Genomic DNA, 15,251 nt, shown 5'->3' with positions numbered 1-15,251 from the left:
GGGGTGGTAGCAGTGAGATTATTAAAAGAGAAGAAAGGTGAAGGTTATGTGGATACAGTAGTAATTGTTTTAGCTGCTATGCTTGTAATTGCCTTTGCAGTTAAATTATTTCCTGTATTTGTAGCTAAAAATCAATTAAATACTTATGCCACGGAAATTATGAGAACAGCAGAAATAACAGGAAGGGTTGGAACAGAAATTAGTGTAAAGGCAGAAAGCTTAAATGAACAAACTGGTATAAGCCCTAAAATAACATGGCAAGCAGATTACATTAGTGGAACAAATAAAGTGCAGTTAAATGATGAAATGACTGTCAATGTATCAAGTACAGTTGATATAGGATTTTTTAGTTTTGGATCTTTTCCTATAGAGATCAATTCAAAGGCTACAGGAAGGAGTGAAGTGTATTGGAAGTAAAAAGGATATTGAAAGAAAAAAGAGGAAATGCACTACCACTTGCTTGTGCATTGGTTTTAGCTCTTATGATAATATTTAGTGCTGTATCAGAATATATGAGGCTACAGCTTATAGCTAAGGGAGTTCGTGATGCACTTCAAACTTCTATAATATCTATAGCCTCTCAAAACTATGATGAAATTTACAATGGACTACGTGAAGGATATAGCGGAGATTATACTTTATCTTCTTCGAATTTATGGGAAAGTAAGATTGATACAGGAGATGTTTATGGATATCTTGATAAGCTTTTAGGATTAGAAAAGCAAGGAGATTACCATACTAAATACACTTCAAAGGAAGAGGAGTATAAGCTTTCAAATTTAAAGATAAGTTTTGTAAATGCTCCATTAGCACCATCAGATCCAGAGAATGCTAAAAAGTTTAAAGCTCAGGCTATAATTGATTTAGAGGTACCTTCATCTTTTGGATGGAATAAACTGCCTACATTGCAAATCACATTAAAAGTTGATGCAGGTTATACGGAAAAATTCTAAGTTATAAACATATCCACAAAAGAGCGTGTGGGTAAAATGTGGATAAAATTTTATAAAAAATATCTGGACAAAGTACAAAAAATATGTTTATTTTTTAACAAGCGTAAAAAAACTGCTTATGTAAAAAAATTAAGGGAGGAAACGAGAATGAGAAAACTTAATTTTAATTTAAAGAAGAATATGACAGTATCAGTATTGCTTATTATTGCCTTAGGACTTGGAATAGGATTAATAGCTTATACTAATAAAGGCAGTGTAGCGAAAGATAATAAAGTTTTAACAGAGGAAAATAAAAAAGTTAATGTTAATGAGGTTACAAATGCTGATGATAAAAAAGAAGTAACTCCTGCTATTGATGATAGTGCAGAAAAGAAAACTCAAAATAATTCGGATGCTATAAGTCCACAGGTTGTAAGCAATGAATCAGCAAAAAAAGAAGAAACACCTAAAAAGCCAGATCCCCCAAAAGAAAAACCTAAAACGCAAGATAATATTACAGATAAAAATAAAGTACCAACATACACAGAAAAGGAAGTAAAGCCCAATGCTGATACAACACCAAAGGGTGGGGAGAAAAATAGCAGTGGTCAGGTATATGTCCCAGGTTTTGGATGGGTAAAGGATAGTGGCTCTAATAGTAGTGTTAAAGTAAACTCATCAGGAGATATAAATAAACAAGTAGGAAAAATGGATTAAATAAAACTGAATATTTTAATTTGTGAAGAGAGTATAGATAAAACTGTACTCTCTAATTTTTTGGAGGTGAAACTAAATGAAGAAAATAACAGCATTTCTAATTTGTTTGCTTATGGTGTTGTTTTCAATTCCTAGCAATGCTTATGCAGTAGGAGATGGAAATTTTGATGGTGGAGGAGGCGGAATGGGAAATGGCTCTTCTCAAAATTTCTGGAATCCAGGTAATGATGGAGTTAGAGTAACTATAATAAGAACAAAGGATCAAATGCCAGTTACAGAACCGATTGATTTTTCTAATCAGAATCAGCCATCATCTATTGTGCATTTTGGCAAAGTATCTAAAATTCAATATAGAAATGGAGATAGTCTAAGTCCACAAGTAAATAGATACGTTTCATATCAACCTTCAGAACCTTTGCCTAGAATAATTGCTTCAAGCAGTTATTCAATAAATATAGAAGCAACTAAAAAATATTTCTGTTCAGAATATGCATTAAAATTGATTTCTGATATAACAGGAATGAGCTATGAAAATCTTATAAATGGAGATTATAAAGTTTTACTTGAACCTATAGCTTATTTCACTTTTCAAGGTGCATATATGGCAATGACTGCACATGAAGCAGCTTTATACGATGAAGCTTTAGGAGGACAGCTTAGAGCTTATATGGTAAGTTTAACTCATAAAAATTTACCTTTAGCTTTATATTTACAAACTTCTGATATGGGATTTCCAGCATGGTCAGGAGGAAGTGATCAAAAGGTATCTGATGAAGAGATAAAAAGTTATCTAGGAATTGGAATTGTAAGATTTTCTGATGCGGATAAAGGTGTAGATGTTGATAGTAATACCTATGAATATAGATGCGATACAGATGTTATCAGTTCAATAACTGTAAAAACGGATAAGAGAAGAACACCTGATAATCCTATTTCAGTAACCTTTAGTGTAAACGGACAAAACTATACATTAAATAATATTTATATTCCTGAAGGAGAATCACAAAAAGTTTGGTTTAAATGGCATACGCCTAAAACACCACAAACATTAAGTATTGCAGTAAGTGTAAGCGGAGCAGCTGCAAAAAGTTCTTCTATTACTGCTAATATTGTTGAATTAAAAGAAAAAACGCCACCAAATCCAACAGCAAACGATAAAAATAATAATTTTTCTCAATCAAATATTCCAAGTAAAGTAGAAAAAACATCTGCAACTTGGGGAGAATGGGATTGCTATTGGGAGCCAAAATGGGTGTGGGAATCTGATTGGGATTGGGTCAGTGATGGTGATGATTCAGGGCATTGGGAAGATAATGGAGAGTGGGTTGACAGGGGAGATTGGAAATACAGGTGGATAGCATACTATGCTAATTTTTCAGCTACTATGAATGTTAAGCCAGATAGTAAAGCTCCTACCGCCTATTCAAAAACTATGAAGTCAGGATATGGGATAAATTTGAATGTAGTTACTAATTTAAATTCAAATGCACCAGCTTCAGCAATAACTGGAGCTCAAAATGTAATATCTTATTATCCAGAGTTTAATTATCAAACTTATGATAGAGTACTTGATATGATAAATAGCGGCTATTATTCAAGTTTTCAGCTTAGAAAAAATAAGTACTCTACTTACAACAATAGAACACATTTCACGCCAATATGGTATCCAGATGGAACATATTCTGTATATGCAGAAGTTATAGATGTATGGACACCAGATGGAATGCTTTCAACAAATGTAAATGATTATGTAAATATAAAGGGAAGCTTATATGATGATTGGCATATAGGCCCACAATTTTAAAGAGGGAGTTGAAAAAATATGAGAGTATTAATAGTACCACCTAAAGCAAGACCTTATGTTGCTGAAATAGAAAGTGGGTTGGAACCCATGCAGGAATTAGTTGGCGGTTCAATAGAAATGGTAGATTTAGATGATAATACAAGTCTTGTTTGTAATGAAGAAGGTAAAATACAAGGGCTTGAAGGAAATAGGCGTATCGGCAGAGATATAATTGCTGGTACGTTTTTTCTTTACGGATTTAATGAGGAAGGGGAATCAGTGTCATTAAGTGATGAACAGATTTCAAAGTACTATGAAAGGTTTAGGGAACCAGAGCATTATTCGCAGGAAGAAGTAGAGGATTCAGCTTTTATGGATGTCTATATACCAGACTATGAAGATGAAATGGGATTATAGGAGGGCTTTAAAATGCAGCGTATTATACCTATTCTAATAATATTACTTTGTTTAGTAGTTGGTGGGATAATATTATTTTTTCTAAAGAAAAGCAGTAGGAAGGCTAAAAATGCAGAAGATGAAGAACAAAAAACTGCTAATGAGTTTGTAAATGTAAAAGATATTAAAGAACGATATTTATATACACGAGATAGTCACATTATCATGTATATAAAAATTAATCCTATAAGTATTGATTTGTTATCAGAAAGAGAAAAAAAGCTTTTATGCAAAACTCTTACAGCAGAACTTTCAAGTGAACAAAAGTCTTACAAGTTTTTAGCGGTATCAAGACCAGTAGATATTTCCCCACTTATAAATGAGTATACTGGCATTATTTCAAATAGCGCAGATCAAAAGCAAAAGGATTTGCTAAGAAATGAAATGCTTGTAATGAGTAATTATGCTCTATCGGGAGAAGTTGTTGAAAGGCAGTTTTATATAATGCTTTGGGAAAAGTATGAAGAAGATATTGAAAGAGAAATATCTAAAAGATGCTATGAATTTAAGTCAAAGCTTGAAAGTGGAAATATACAATGTGAAATATTAAAGCAGCAGGATATAGTAAGGCTATGTAATCTTATTAATAATCCAGCTTATACAAATATTGAGGATAGTGAGTTTGAAGCCACTATCCCTATTTTTTAAGAGAAAAGGGCGAGTTATAAATGGCAAAGAAACAGTATTATGGGAAGATTGAATTTTACTCCATGACAGGTAAGGTTATGGAGACAATTTATTATGAAACAGAAGAAGCTTATAGAAAAGAAATAATGGATAGCTACGAGATAGGAAGGCCTATTAATCCTCAGAGATTGCCTGAAAATCAGTTTATAAAGGATGAATTTGAAGATGAAATGGAGATGTGAAAATGATAAAAAATAAAAATAACTTAAATCAAGAAATTTTGTTAAATAAATCCTTGCTAAATATAATTACTCCAATGGGGCTAGAAATAAAAAGAAACAGCTTAGTTATAGGTGAAAATACGGGAAAAGTATATGGAATAGTTAAATATCCTCAAAAAGTTGATTATGGGTGGCTTTCTAAAATTACCAATATACCAAGTACAATTGTCAGTATAACCTTTAAGCCAATTGATAATTCTTCTTTTATCGAAAGTCTTTCAAGAAATGTAATACAAAGTCGTGGAGCAGCTGAAAGTGCTAAAGATCCACTAGCTCAGAAAAGGGCAGAAAGGTCAGCTTTAGATGGAGAAAAGATAATGGTGCAAATAGACCAAAATGGTGAAACAGTTGGATTTATGGGAATTACTATTATGCCAATATCAAGAGAAGATGAAAGTTTTAATAAGGTTTGCAGAAAAACGGAAAGTACCTGTGCCATGAGTAAATGTAAGCCAAGAAACCTATCGAACTTGCAAGAACATGCATTTAAAAACTGTTCACCTTTTTATACTTCAGATGAAAATATTGAGCAGATTGTAAGCAGAATAGTTCCTCTATCCACCTTTGTAGGTGGATTTCCTTTTTCATCGAGCGGTTATAATGATGGAACAGGTTACTATTTTGCAAGAGATTCTAGTGGAGGATTAATTATACTGGATACTTGGAAAAGAGGAAATGATAGAACCAATACTAACATGGTTATAATGGGCGTAGCAGGAGTTGGAAAGTCTACAGCAGTTAAGCATATAGCCTTATCTGAATATATGAAAGGCAGTAAAATTATATTTGTAGATCCAGAAAGAGAATACAAAGAGCTATGCGAAGCTTTGAATGGAGATTGGATTAATGCTGGTGGAGGAAGTAATGGAAGAATAAATCCACTGCAAATAAGACCTACACCTGTAGATGAGGATGATGAACTTTACAAAGATGAAGGTTATGGCATGGGAGATATGGCAATCTATATTAAAAACTTAGAAATCTTCTTTAGCCTTTACCTTCCGTCACTTACAGACAGAGAAAGAGCTATACTTAAAAACAGCATTATAGAGCTTTACAACAATTTTAATATTAGCTGGGATACTGACATAACAAAGTTAAATAATGAAGATTTCCCAGTCTTTTATGACCTATTTAAATTAATTGAGAAGAAGGCAAAGAATAAAGAAAAAACACGCAAGGAAAGTGAACAAAACATATTTGCTGACATTGCTTTACTTTTAAAAGATATTGCTATGGGCAGCGATTCTTTTTTATGGAATGGACACAGCTCTATAAAAACAAATACTAGATGTATATGTCTTGATACTCATGATTTACAAAATACCAATGATAATATCAAAAGAACTCAGTACTTTAATATACTTACTTGGTGCTGGCAGGAGATGAGTAAAGATAGAAATGAAAGGGTGCTGCTTATATGTGATGAAGCGTACCTAATGATTGACCCTAATGTACCTCAAAGTCTAGTGTTTTTAAGAAACGTAGAAAAGCGTGCAAGAAAATATGAAGCTGGCATTGCTATAATAAGCCATTCAGTAGTAGACTTTCTAGACCCGCAAATCAAAATGTATGGACAGGCATTACTCGATATACCATGCTTTAAAATAATTATGGGTACTGATGGGCGAAATTTACAAGAAACTAAAGAGCTTTACAATCTTACAGATGCCGAAGAGGAACTACTTGCAAGCAAAAAGAGAGGAAATGCTCTAGTTATGATTGGTTCTAAAAGGCTGCATGTAGTATTTGAAATACCAGAGTACAAATTTGCTTATATGGGTAAAGCAGGAGGAAGATAATAAGGGGTGGTCTAATGGCAATTGATCCTAAAACAGCAGCAACTATAGCAAAGATTGCACTGCAGTCTGTAAAAGATGAAGAACAAAGACATAAAACATTATTAATTATTTTGGCACCGTTAATAGCGGTGCTTTTAATTTTGTCCTTTTTAGTTTATATACTGACTAATCCTTTTCAAGCAATATCTCACTTTTTTATAGGCAATGAATTAAACTACGTTCAAGACATAACAAGCAGTTACAGCTATGAACAGCTTGTAAATCCAAATGATGAGAGCTATATAGAAAGCAGTGGGTTAGACTTTTCTGGAGTTTCATTTAAAGATGGTAAAACAGAAGTTGTTTATTATAATCAAGCAGATTCAAGATGGAAAGATACACCCTACGGAAAAACAGGAACTATAGGAAGAAGTGGCTGCGGACCAACTTCACTTTCAATAGTAGTTTCAAGTCTTACAGATAAAAAAGTTGACCCTGTTCAAATGAGCAAATGGGCTTATGAAAATGGATATTACTTAGAAGGTGCAGGTTCTTTTCACAGCTTAATTCCAGATGGTGCAAAACATTTTGGCTTAAAGGTTGAAGGAGTTAAGCAAAATGAGCCTCAAAAATTAGTAGATGAACTATCACAAGGAAAACTCATAATTGCAATTATGGCAAAAGGGCATTTTACAAGCTCAGGTCATTTCATAGTGCTAAGAGGAGTAACACAGGATGGAAAGATATTAGTTGCTGATCCTGTAAGCAGAAAAAGAAGTGAACAAGTGTGGGATTTATCTATCATCTTAAACGAAACAAATAAAGGAGCTTCGGCAGGCGGCCCATTTTGGATTATCAGCAAATAGGATGGAGGAAAACAATGAAAAAGAAATTATTAATTGAGCTATTTGTTTACGTTATTATTGTGGTTATAGGCATAGTACTGTTATTTACTTATAAGCCACAAAGAGAGCCAATAACATTGCCATCAGATTTTAAAATTACTCAAGGGAGTGAGAGAAATGCTTCTTTACCTATCAAGTAACCAGAATATAGGCATATTTGATTTTCTAATAAAAGAAAAAGAATTTATAATAAAGAAATTAACTGGAGAGTTTTATCTTAAGAAGTTTGTTATTCATGATATGAGAAGCTTAAGCCATTATAGTTATGTAGCTGTAGATTTAAAATCTATTAAAGATAATGAAAATGAACTTATAGAAGCCTTAGTTGCATTTAAAACTATGTATGATATAAGAATAATCATCTTTGCTGAAGGATTACAGATAGAAGATAATCTTATACAAAAACTTACTAAGGAAAAAGTTTATAACATTATAATAGCAACAACAGTTTTAAAAATAAAAGAACAAATTTTAAAATGTGTTAGTGAACAGGGTATGACAATTGAAGATTACAGGGTAGCTGATGATACAAACTGCTTATCAAAATATATATTTAAACATAAGAATATAAAAATAGCAGTTGCAGGTGTACAAAGTAGAGTTGGTACAACCACAACTGCTTTTAACTTAGCTAATTATTTGCATGGGATAGGTGCTATGGTAAGTTACACAGAAGCAAATAATAATGAGCATTTAAAAGAAATAGCAGTATATCATGACCTTTCAAAGGAAACAGATAATTGTTTTAAACATAAAGGTATAGAGTACTATTTGAATAAGCAGTTTCCTGATGATTATAATTTTAATATATTTGACTTAGGAGTACTAAACATTTCTAGCCTATCAATATTTAAAGCTTGTGATGTAAAAATTTTATGTAGTGGAAGTAAACCTTATGAATTGTCATATCTAAATAGAGGATTAAAATTAATAATAGATGAAAAGATAAGCACACTTTTCACCTTTTCAAATGAAACAGGAAGAATTAATTTAAAGAAGCTTACCTCAAGTGAAGATAATAGAGTTTACTTTTTAGAATACAATTCTAATCTTTTTGACGGTAGTGCTAATGATAAAATATATAAAGATATTTTAATCGATTATATTATAGAAATTTAATTAAGTGAGGTGGTTTCAGAGAAAGAAAATGAATGCTGCAAGAGGTCTATAAATCAAAACTACCAAGTATGAAAAAAATACATTTTATCTTATAATCTTCTCAAAAATATTCCTCAAACAAAAACTTTCTAGATTATATATTGCTTCAACTTCTACCGCTATTCAATAGAAAAATGAAAGTGTATATGATAGAAAAAAGTGGACAATAGTATTAATATACAATTGAGTTTATAGAAGTTACTTTATATATATAGTATAATTATTTTGTATATTATTGTAGATAAATTTATTTTGATATATATGGGATAATAAACAATTAATAATTGTTTAATTAATTGGAGAAATACAGGAGGGTTATTATGAATCAAAATCCAGAACAGATTGCAAGAGATAAAATAGATAACATGCTAAAAGAATGTGGCTGGATAATTCAAAGTAAAAAGAAAATAAATATATATGCGGGATTAGGTGTAGCTGTAAGAGAATATCAGACAGATGCAGGTCCTGCAGACTATATACTTTTCATAGATAAAAAACCTGTGGGGGTTATTGAGGCAAAGAAAGAGGAAGATGGTTATAAGCTTACTGCAGTTGAAGAGCAATCAGGGGAATATGCTCACAGCAAATTAAAATACTTAGATAATGAGCCTCTCCCCTTTGTGTATGAAAGTACAGGAACCCTGACTAGATTTACTGATTATAGAGATCCAAAGCCAAGATCAAGGGAAGTGTTTACATTTCATAGGCCCGAAAATTTTAGGGATATGCTGAAAAAGCATAAAAATTTGCGAGCTAGGTTATTGGACTTGCCTAAACTGGCCTTAGATGGTTTAAGAGATTGTCAGATTAATGCTATAACAAACCTTGAAAAATCCTTTAAGGAAAATAGACCTAGAGCCTTAATTCAAATGGCAACTGGTTCAGGCAAGACTTTTACTGCGATAACTTTTATTTATAGACTGCTTAAGTTTGCGGGAGCTAAAAGAGTGCTGTTTTTAGTAGACACAAAGAACTTAGGTGAACAAGCTGAGCAAGAGTTTATGGCGTATATGCCTAACGACGATAATAGGAAGTTTACTGAACTTTATAATGTTCAGAGGCTTAAGTCAAGCTATATATCATCGGATAGTCAGGTATGTATTAGTACTATACAAAGACTTTATTCCATATTAAAAGGGGAAGACTTAGATGAGTCTTCAGAGGAAACAAATCCGGGAGAATATAGCTTTGTACCTAAGGAGCCCAACCCTGTAGTTTATAATAAGAAGATACCAATAGAATATTTTGATTTTATTGTTATAGATGAATGTCATAGAAGCATTTACAACCTTTGGAAACAAGTACTGGATTACTTTGATAGCTATTTAATAGGATTAACAGCAACTCCTGATAATAGGACCTTTGGTTTTTTTAATCAAAATGTTGTTAGTGAATATTCCCATGAAGATGCAGTAGCTGATGGAGTTAATGTTGGCTATAACATATTTGTAATTGATACTGAAATTACTAAAAAAGGATCGGTTATTTGGAAAGGCCAATATGTTGACCACAGAGAAAAGCTTTCAAGGAAAAAACGATGGGAGCAGCTTGATGAAGATATTCAATATACTTCTCAAAAGCTTGATGATGAAGTTGTAAATCCAAGTCAAATTAGAGCAGTTATCAAAACTTTTAAAGAAAGATTGCCTGAAATATTTCCCGGCAGAAAAGAGGTTCCTAAAACACTTATATTTGCAAAGACTGATAGTCATGCTGATGATATTATTCAAATTGTAAGAGAAGAGTTTGCAGAAAGTAATAATTTTTGTAAGAAGATTACTTACAAAGCTGAAGAAGATCCTAAATCTGTTCTAGCGCAATTTAGAAATAACTATAATCCTAGAATAGCTGTAACTGTAGACATGATTGCTACAGGAACTGATGTTAAGCCTCTGGAATGTTTAATTTTTATGAGAGGTGTAAGAAGTAAAAATTATTTTGAGCAGATGAAGGGTAGAGGCACAAGAACTATTAATTTAGATGATTTGAAAAAGGTAACTCCATCAGCAAACTTTGCAAAAGATCACTTTGTAATAGTTGATGCTATAGGTGTAACTAAAAGCTTAAAAACAGATAGCAGGCCGCTTGATAAAAAGCCTTCGGTACCTCTTAAGGACTTATTGAATGCAGTGACAGTTGGCGCAAAGGGTGAGGAACTTTATTCAACTTTAGCAAGCAGATTATCGAGGCTTGATAAACAGCTAACTGAAAAAGAGCAGAAAAAATTATTGGAAAAGACTGATGGGGTAACACTAAATCAGATTGTAAAGAACTTACTGAATGCTTATGATCCTGATAAAATAGAGAAACAGGCTAGAGCTGAATTTGATATAAAGGATAATGATGAACCAACCAGTGAACAGCTTAAAGAAGTTAAGGAAAAGCTAGTAGATGCAGCTGCTAGTGTGTTCAATGGAGAATTAAATGAATTTATAGAGAATGTAAGAAAAGCACATGAACAGATTATAGACAGTATAAATATTGATAAAGTTGAATTTGCAGGCTGGGATAAACAGGCCAAAGATAAATCAATTGAATTAGTAGAAAGTTTTAAAGCATATATACAGGAAAACAAAGATGAAATAACTGCACTTCAAATCTTTTATAATCAGCCTTATAGGAGAAGAGAAGTAACCTTTTCGATGGTGAAGGAGCTGCTTGAAAAGATTAAGGAAGATAAGCCAAGTTTAGCACCACTAAGAGTATGGCAGGCATATGAGGCACTGGAAAAAGTAAATGGAGACAGCCCTAAGGATGAGCTGGTTGCTTTGGTTTCTTTGATTCGTAGAATAACCAATATAGATGAAGTATTAACTCCTTATGATAAAGTAGTTAATAAAAACTTTCAGGATTGGGTATTTAAGAAGCAGGCTGGGGTATTAAAGTTTACTGAGGAGCAGATGGAATGGCTTCGTATGGTCAAGGATCAAATTGCTACTTCCTTTCATATGGATGTAGATGATTTTGACTACGAGCCTTTTGATGCTAAAGGTGGTTTGGGTAAGATGTGGCAGTTATTTGGGAAAAAAATGCATGAAATAGTTGATGAACTTAATGAAGGATTGGTGTCGTAGGATGAATGAAGACTTAATAAATGCATTACCTAGTGGATGGAAGGTTATTAAACTAGGTGATTATGCAATTACTCAAAAGGGTAAGAAGCCTAAGAAGCTTTCTAAAGTTAAAACAGATGAATTTAATATTCCCTATGTTAATATAAAAGCCTTTGAAAAGAATGAAATTGACGAATACACAGACGGAGAAAATTGTGTATTTTGTGAAGACGGAGACTTCTTGATGGTGTGGGATGGCTCTAGGTCGGGCTATGTTGGAAAAGCTATAAAAGGTGCTGTTGGAAGTACCTTAGTTAAATTGAATTTTCCTGGCATACTCAATGAATATGCCTACTATTTTTTACAATCCAAGTTTCTAGAGATAAACACTAGAGCAAAAGGAACGGGAACACCTCATGTAGACCCAAGCTTATTGTGGAATTATGATTTCCCTATACCTCCGATAGATGAACAACAACGTATTGTTGATAAAATTTCAGAGCTTTTTAGTGAAATTGAAAAGGGGTTAGATGGTTTAGCCGTTATATATAAGCAACTTGAGGTGTATCATTATGCTATTCTAAAAAGTGCTTATGAAGGGGGTTTTACTAAAAACTGGAGAAGTCAACATAATATAAGTCCATCTTTTGAAAATTTGTTAATTAAATATAGAGGAGATAAAAAAGATTTATCATTGGAAAGTTTAAGTATAAATGATTTAATAGAAGTACCTAAGCTTCCAGAGCAGTGGATGCTAGTAAGGATGGAGGAGTGTATTGAACAGCCTAAATATGGTACTTCTAAAAAGTGCAATTATGAAGTTACAAAAACACCAGTGCTAAGAATACCTAATATAGGCGATATTTATATAGACACCAATGATTTAAAGTATGCAGAGTTTGATGAAGAAGATTTTGATAAATACCAGCTCAGGGAAGGGGATGTACTCACAATTAGATCAAATGGAAGTATAAGTTTAGTTGGAAAGAGTGCATTGGTTAGAAAAGTTGATGAGCACTTATTTTACGCTGGATATTTAATAAGATTGAGACCAAAGACTAATATAGTTAATCCAAAATATTTACTATATGCTCTAAATTCAGGATTTCTTAGAAAGCAAATAGAGGATAAGGCTAAATCAACAAGTGGAGTTAACAATATAAATTCTAATGAGTTGAAGGATTTAATTATTCCTATATGTTCTGTACAAGAACAAGAAGTGGTAATAGAGGCGATAGAATCGAGGCTATCTCAATGTGATAATATACAATATGTTATAGATGAAAGTGTTAGAAAAGCGGAAGCATTGAAGCAGAGTATATTAAAGAAGGCTTTTGAAGGTAAACTTGTTCTTCAAGATTCTAATGATGAATCAAAAAACTAATTGAAGGATAACTAATAATTGCTTAAAAATCTATAATATTAAAGAAAGTAAAGGATGGAACTACAATGACTGAAAATAATACATCAAGCATAATTAGCAAGGTTTGGGGATTTTGTACCGTTTTAAAAGATGATGGCGTAAGCTATGGAGATTATTTGGAGCAGCTAACATATCTATTGTTTTTAAAGCTTGCAGATGAGTTTTCAAAACCTCCATATAATAGAGCACTTACTATACCTGATAAATACAAATGGGAAACCTTAACTGATAAAAGTGGAGCAGAGCTTGAAACTCATTATAATGAACTTCTTCGAAGCCTTGGTGTTTCTAAGGGAATTCTGGGACAAATATTTACAAAGTCACAAAATAAGATACAGGACCCTGCGAAGCTCTACAGATTGATAGACATGATAGATAAAGAGCAGTGGAGCATAATGGGTACTGATATAAAGGGACAGATTTATGAAGGTCTTTTAGAAAAGAATGCAGAGGATACAAAAAGCGGGGCTGGACAGTACTTTACTCCGAGAGCACTTATTAAGGCAATAGTTGAATGTGTAAATCCACTGCCAATGAAGACAATTAGTGACCCTGCTTGCGGTACTGGTGGATTTCTTCTAGCAGCTTATGATCACATTGCAAAGAATAAATTGAATAAAGATGAGAAGCATTTTCTTAAATATAAAACTTTCTTCGGCAATGAAATAGTTGCCAATACAAGAAGATTGGCTTTGATGAATATGTTTCTTCATAATATAGGTGATATAGATAGTGATAACTTTATATCTCCAGCAGATGCACTTATATCTGATACAGGTCTTAGAGTTGATTATGTTCTTGCAAATCCACCCTTTGGTAAAAAGAGCAGTATGACTTTTACTAACGAAGAGGGGGAACAGGAGAAGGATGACCTAACCTATAATCGTCAGGACTTCTGGGTTACTACAAGCAACAAGCAGCTTAACTTTGTTCAGCATATAAGAACATTGCTTAAAATTGATGGAAAAGCAGCTGTAGTTGTTCCGGATAATGTTTTATTTGAAGGTGGAGCTGGTGAAACTATTAGAAAGAAACTTCTTGAAACAACAGATCTGCATACAATATTAAGACTTCCAACAGGCATATTCTATAAGCCAGGCGTAAAGGCTAATGTTATTTTCTTTGATAACAAGCCTGCGAGTAAGGACCCATGGACTAGAGAAATATGGGTATATGATTTTAGAACTAATATACATTTTACTTTAAAGAAAAATCCGTTAAGGCTTGAGGATTTAAGTGATTTTATAAAATGCTATAATACTGAAAATAGATATAACAGAGTAGAGCTCTGGGATGCTGAAAAGAATCAAGAAGGAAGATGGAGAAAGTTTACCTACGAGCAGATTATTGAGAGAGATAAAACTAACCTTGATATAACTTGGATAAAGGATAAGAGCTTAGCTGACTTAGATAATTTGCCTGATCCAGATGTATTAGCTAATGATATTATAGAGAATTTAGAGGCTGCACTGGAGAACTTTAAGGCTATTATGGAGAATTTATAATTACCTGAGAAAAATACTTTTATCTAAATCATAGTATATTTGAAAGAGTATCTACTATCCATATAAAGATAAGAAATCTTTATATATTCTACATATTTTATTGATACAATACTTAGATAAGTAAACTAATAATATATAGGTGTGTCCTTATATAATTAGATAGTTTAGATATTGTATTTGGGGGTGTCAAATATTACTATTGAAGTTGTAATAACTATTATTTTAGTTGGGGTTGCCGCTTATACTCTTTTTAATAGCTTTAGGAAAAAGTCATCAGGTAAATGTGATTGCTGCAGCGATGGAAAGTCTAAAAGAAAGTTCAGTAGATAATTAAACTGAAGAACTTATGGATTAGATAGAAAACAATAAAAGGAATATTATAAACATATAAAATGATATTAAGAGTGCAGAGAAAGATTTAAAAGAAGAACAAGAAATATTTAGTTAGAGAATGAGAGCAAGGTATATAAATAGTGTTGGGGGGATATGTAGATAAGAGACAGATTTAAATCTGTTTCTTATTTTTTTGTTTTTAGACAATATTCACAAATATATATTATAAATCTTCATATTATCTTTAAATTAAGTTGCTATAATAACACCATAATTAAAAACAAATGATAAATTACT

The 15,251-nt window shown here is 32.4% G+C and carries 15 protein-coding genes; all 15 read left to right on the top strand.

The window, feature by feature from the left end:
- The first annotated feature begins 3 nt into the window (after positions 1-3).
- The 15 genes from AAT22_RS16675 (at position 4) to AAT22_RS18895 (ending at position 14,951) form a co-directional block, all read left to right on the top strand.
- A complete protein-coding gene (locus tag AAT22_RS16675) occupies positions 4-417 on the top strand; it encodes a DUF4320 family protein (RefSeq protein ID WP_156174352.1) in 414 nt (137 codons plus the stop codon).
- Complete coding sequence (locus tag AAT22_RS16670; protein WP_016207417.1) at positions 408-953, top strand: hypothetical protein; 546 nt, start codon at positions 408-410, stop codon at positions 951-953. Before AAT22_RS16675 ends, AAT22_RS16670 begins: the two co-directional genes overlap by 10 nt.
- 147 nt (positions 954-1,100) lie before the next feature.
- Positions 1,101-1,649, top strand: coding sequence for a DUF6550 family protein (locus AAT22_RS16665; RefSeq protein WP_016207416.1), 549 nt, complete (start codon positions 1,101-1,103; stop codon positions 1,647-1,649).
- Between the two features lie 76 nt (positions 1,650-1,725).
- Entirely contained in the window at positions 1,726-3,453 is a 1,728-nt protein-coding gene (locus AAT22_RS16660; protein WP_016207415.1) for a hypothetical protein, read from the top strand.
- Positions 3,454-3,471: 18 nt separating this feature from the next.
- Positions 3,472-3,849: a DUF3846 domain-containing protein gene (locus tag AAT22_RS16655; protein WP_016207414.1), complete on the top strand. Its 378-nt coding sequence runs from the start codon at positions 3,472-3,474 to the stop codon at positions 3,847-3,849.
- Between the two features lie 12 nt (positions 3,850-3,861).
- Positions 3,862-4,536, top strand: coding sequence for a hypothetical protein (locus AAT22_RS16650; protein WP_016207413.1), 675 nt, complete (start codon positions 3,862-3,864; stop codon positions 4,534-4,536).
- A gap of 20 nt (positions 4,537-4,556) precedes the next feature.
- Positions 4,557-4,757 carry a hypothetical protein gene (locus tag AAT22_RS16645; protein WP_016207412.1) on the top strand — a complete coding sequence of 67 codons (201 nt, stop codon included), beginning with the start codon at positions 4,557-4,559 and terminating at the stop codon, positions 4,755-4,757.
- Positions 4,758-4,759: 2 nt separating this feature from the next.
- A complete protein-coding gene (locus AAT22_RS16640) occupies positions 4,760-6,598 on the top strand; it encodes a DUF87 domain-containing protein (protein ID WP_047002079.1) in 1,839 nt (612 codons plus the stop codon).
- Between the two features lie 14 nt (positions 6,599-6,612).
- Positions 6,613-7,443 carry a C39 family peptidase gene (locus AAT22_RS16635; RefSeq protein ID WP_047002078.1) on the top strand — a complete coding sequence of 277 codons (831 nt, stop codon included), beginning with the start codon at positions 6,613-6,615 and terminating at the stop codon, positions 7,441-7,443.
- 14 nt (positions 7,444-7,457) lie between these two features.
- Positions 7,458-7,622, top strand: a complete 165-nt coding sequence (locus tag AAT22_RS19330) for a hypothetical protein (protein ID WP_172655033.1) — start codon at positions 7,458-7,460, stop codon at positions 7,620-7,622.
- Positions 7,600-8,601 carry a hypothetical protein gene (locus tag AAT22_RS16630; protein ID WP_047002077.1) on the top strand — a complete coding sequence of 334 codons (1,002 nt, stop codon included), beginning with the start codon at positions 7,600-7,602 and terminating at the stop codon, positions 8,599-8,601. Before AAT22_RS19330 ends, AAT22_RS16630 begins: the two co-directional genes overlap by 23 nt.
- A gap of 359 nt (positions 8,602-8,960) precedes the next feature.
- Positions 8,961-11,714: a DEAD/DEAH box helicase family protein gene (locus AAT22_RS16625; protein ID WP_172655032.1), complete on the top strand. Its 2,754-nt coding sequence runs from the start codon at positions 8,961-8,963 to the stop codon at positions 11,712-11,714.
- Positions 11,686-13,077, top strand: a complete 1,392-nt coding sequence (locus AAT22_RS18665; protein WP_081316968.1) for a restriction endonuclease subunit S — start codon at positions 11,686-11,688, stop codon at positions 13,075-13,077. Before AAT22_RS16625 ends, AAT22_RS18665 begins: the two co-directional genes overlap by 29 nt.
- Positions 13,078-13,142: 65 nt before the next feature.
- Entirely contained in the window at positions 13,143-14,621 is a 1,479-nt protein-coding gene (locus AAT22_RS16615) for a class I SAM-dependent DNA methyltransferase (protein ID WP_047002076.1), read from the top strand.
- Between the two features lie 183 nt (positions 14,622-14,804).
- Positions 14,805-14,951 carry a FeoB-associated Cys-rich membrane protein gene (locus tag AAT22_RS18895; RefSeq protein WP_242849839.1) on the top strand — a complete coding sequence of 49 codons (147 nt, stop codon included), beginning with the start codon at positions 14,805-14,807 and terminating at the stop codon, positions 14,949-14,951.
- Positions 14,952-15,251 lie beyond the last annotated feature (300 nt).

Source organism: Clostridium sp. C8 (assembly GCF_001010885.1).
GTDB lineage: Bacteria > Bacillota > Clostridia > Clostridiales > Clostridiaceae > Clostridium > Clostridium sartagoforme.
This window is presented reverse-complemented; position numbering and strand designations above follow the sequence as displayed.

What these genes read in the sequence shown, in the direction of transcription:
- AAT22_RS16660 (WP_016207415.1), top strand. Translation starts at nt 1,726, where the DNA reads ATGAAGAAAATAACAGCATTTCTAATTTGTTTGCTTATGGTGTTGTTT.
- AAT22_RS16665 (WP_016207416.1), top strand. Translation starts at nt 1,101, where the DNA reads ATGAGAAAACTTAATTTTAATTTAAAGAAGAATATGACAGTATCAGTA.
- AAT22_RS16650 (WP_016207413.1), top strand. Translation starts at nt 3,862, where the DNA reads ATGCAGCGTATTATACCTATTCTAATAATATTACTTTGTTTAGTAGTT.
- AAT22_RS19330 (WP_172655033.1), top strand. Translation starts at nt 7,458, where the DNA reads ATGAAAAAGAAATTATTAATTGAGCTATTTGTTTACGTTATTATTGTG.
- AAT22_RS16645 (WP_016207412.1), top strand. Translation starts at nt 4,557, where the DNA reads ATGGCAAAGAAACAGTATTATGGGAAGATTGAATTTTACTCCATGACA.
- AAT22_RS16635 (WP_047002078.1), top strand. Translation starts at nt 6,613, where the DNA reads ATGGCAATTGATCCTAAAACAGCAGCAACTATAGCAAAGATTGCACTG.
- AAT22_RS16630 (WP_047002077.1), top strand. Translation starts at nt 7,600, where the DNA reads ATGCTTCTTTACCTATCAAGTAACCAGAATATAGGCATATTTGATTTT.
- AAT22_RS16640 (WP_047002079.1), top strand. Translation starts at nt 4,760, where the DNA reads ATGATAAAAAATAAAAATAACTTAAATCAAGAAATTTTGTTAAATAAA.
- AAT22_RS16655 (WP_016207414.1), top strand. Translation starts at nt 3,472, where the DNA reads ATGAGAGTATTAATAGTACCACCTAAAGCAAGACCTTATGTTGCTGAA.
- AAT22_RS16625 (WP_172655032.1), top strand. Translation starts at nt 8,961, where the DNA reads ATGAATCAAAATCCAGAACAGATTGCAAGAGATAAAATAGATAACATG.
- AAT22_RS18665 (WP_081316968.1), top strand. Translation starts at nt 11,686, where the DNA reads ATGAACTTAATGAAGGATTGGTGTCGTAGGATGAATGAAGACTTAATA.
- AAT22_RS16615 (WP_047002076.1), top strand. Translation starts at nt 13,143, where the DNA reads ATGACTGAAAATAATACATCAAGCATAATTAGCAAGGTTTGGGGATTT.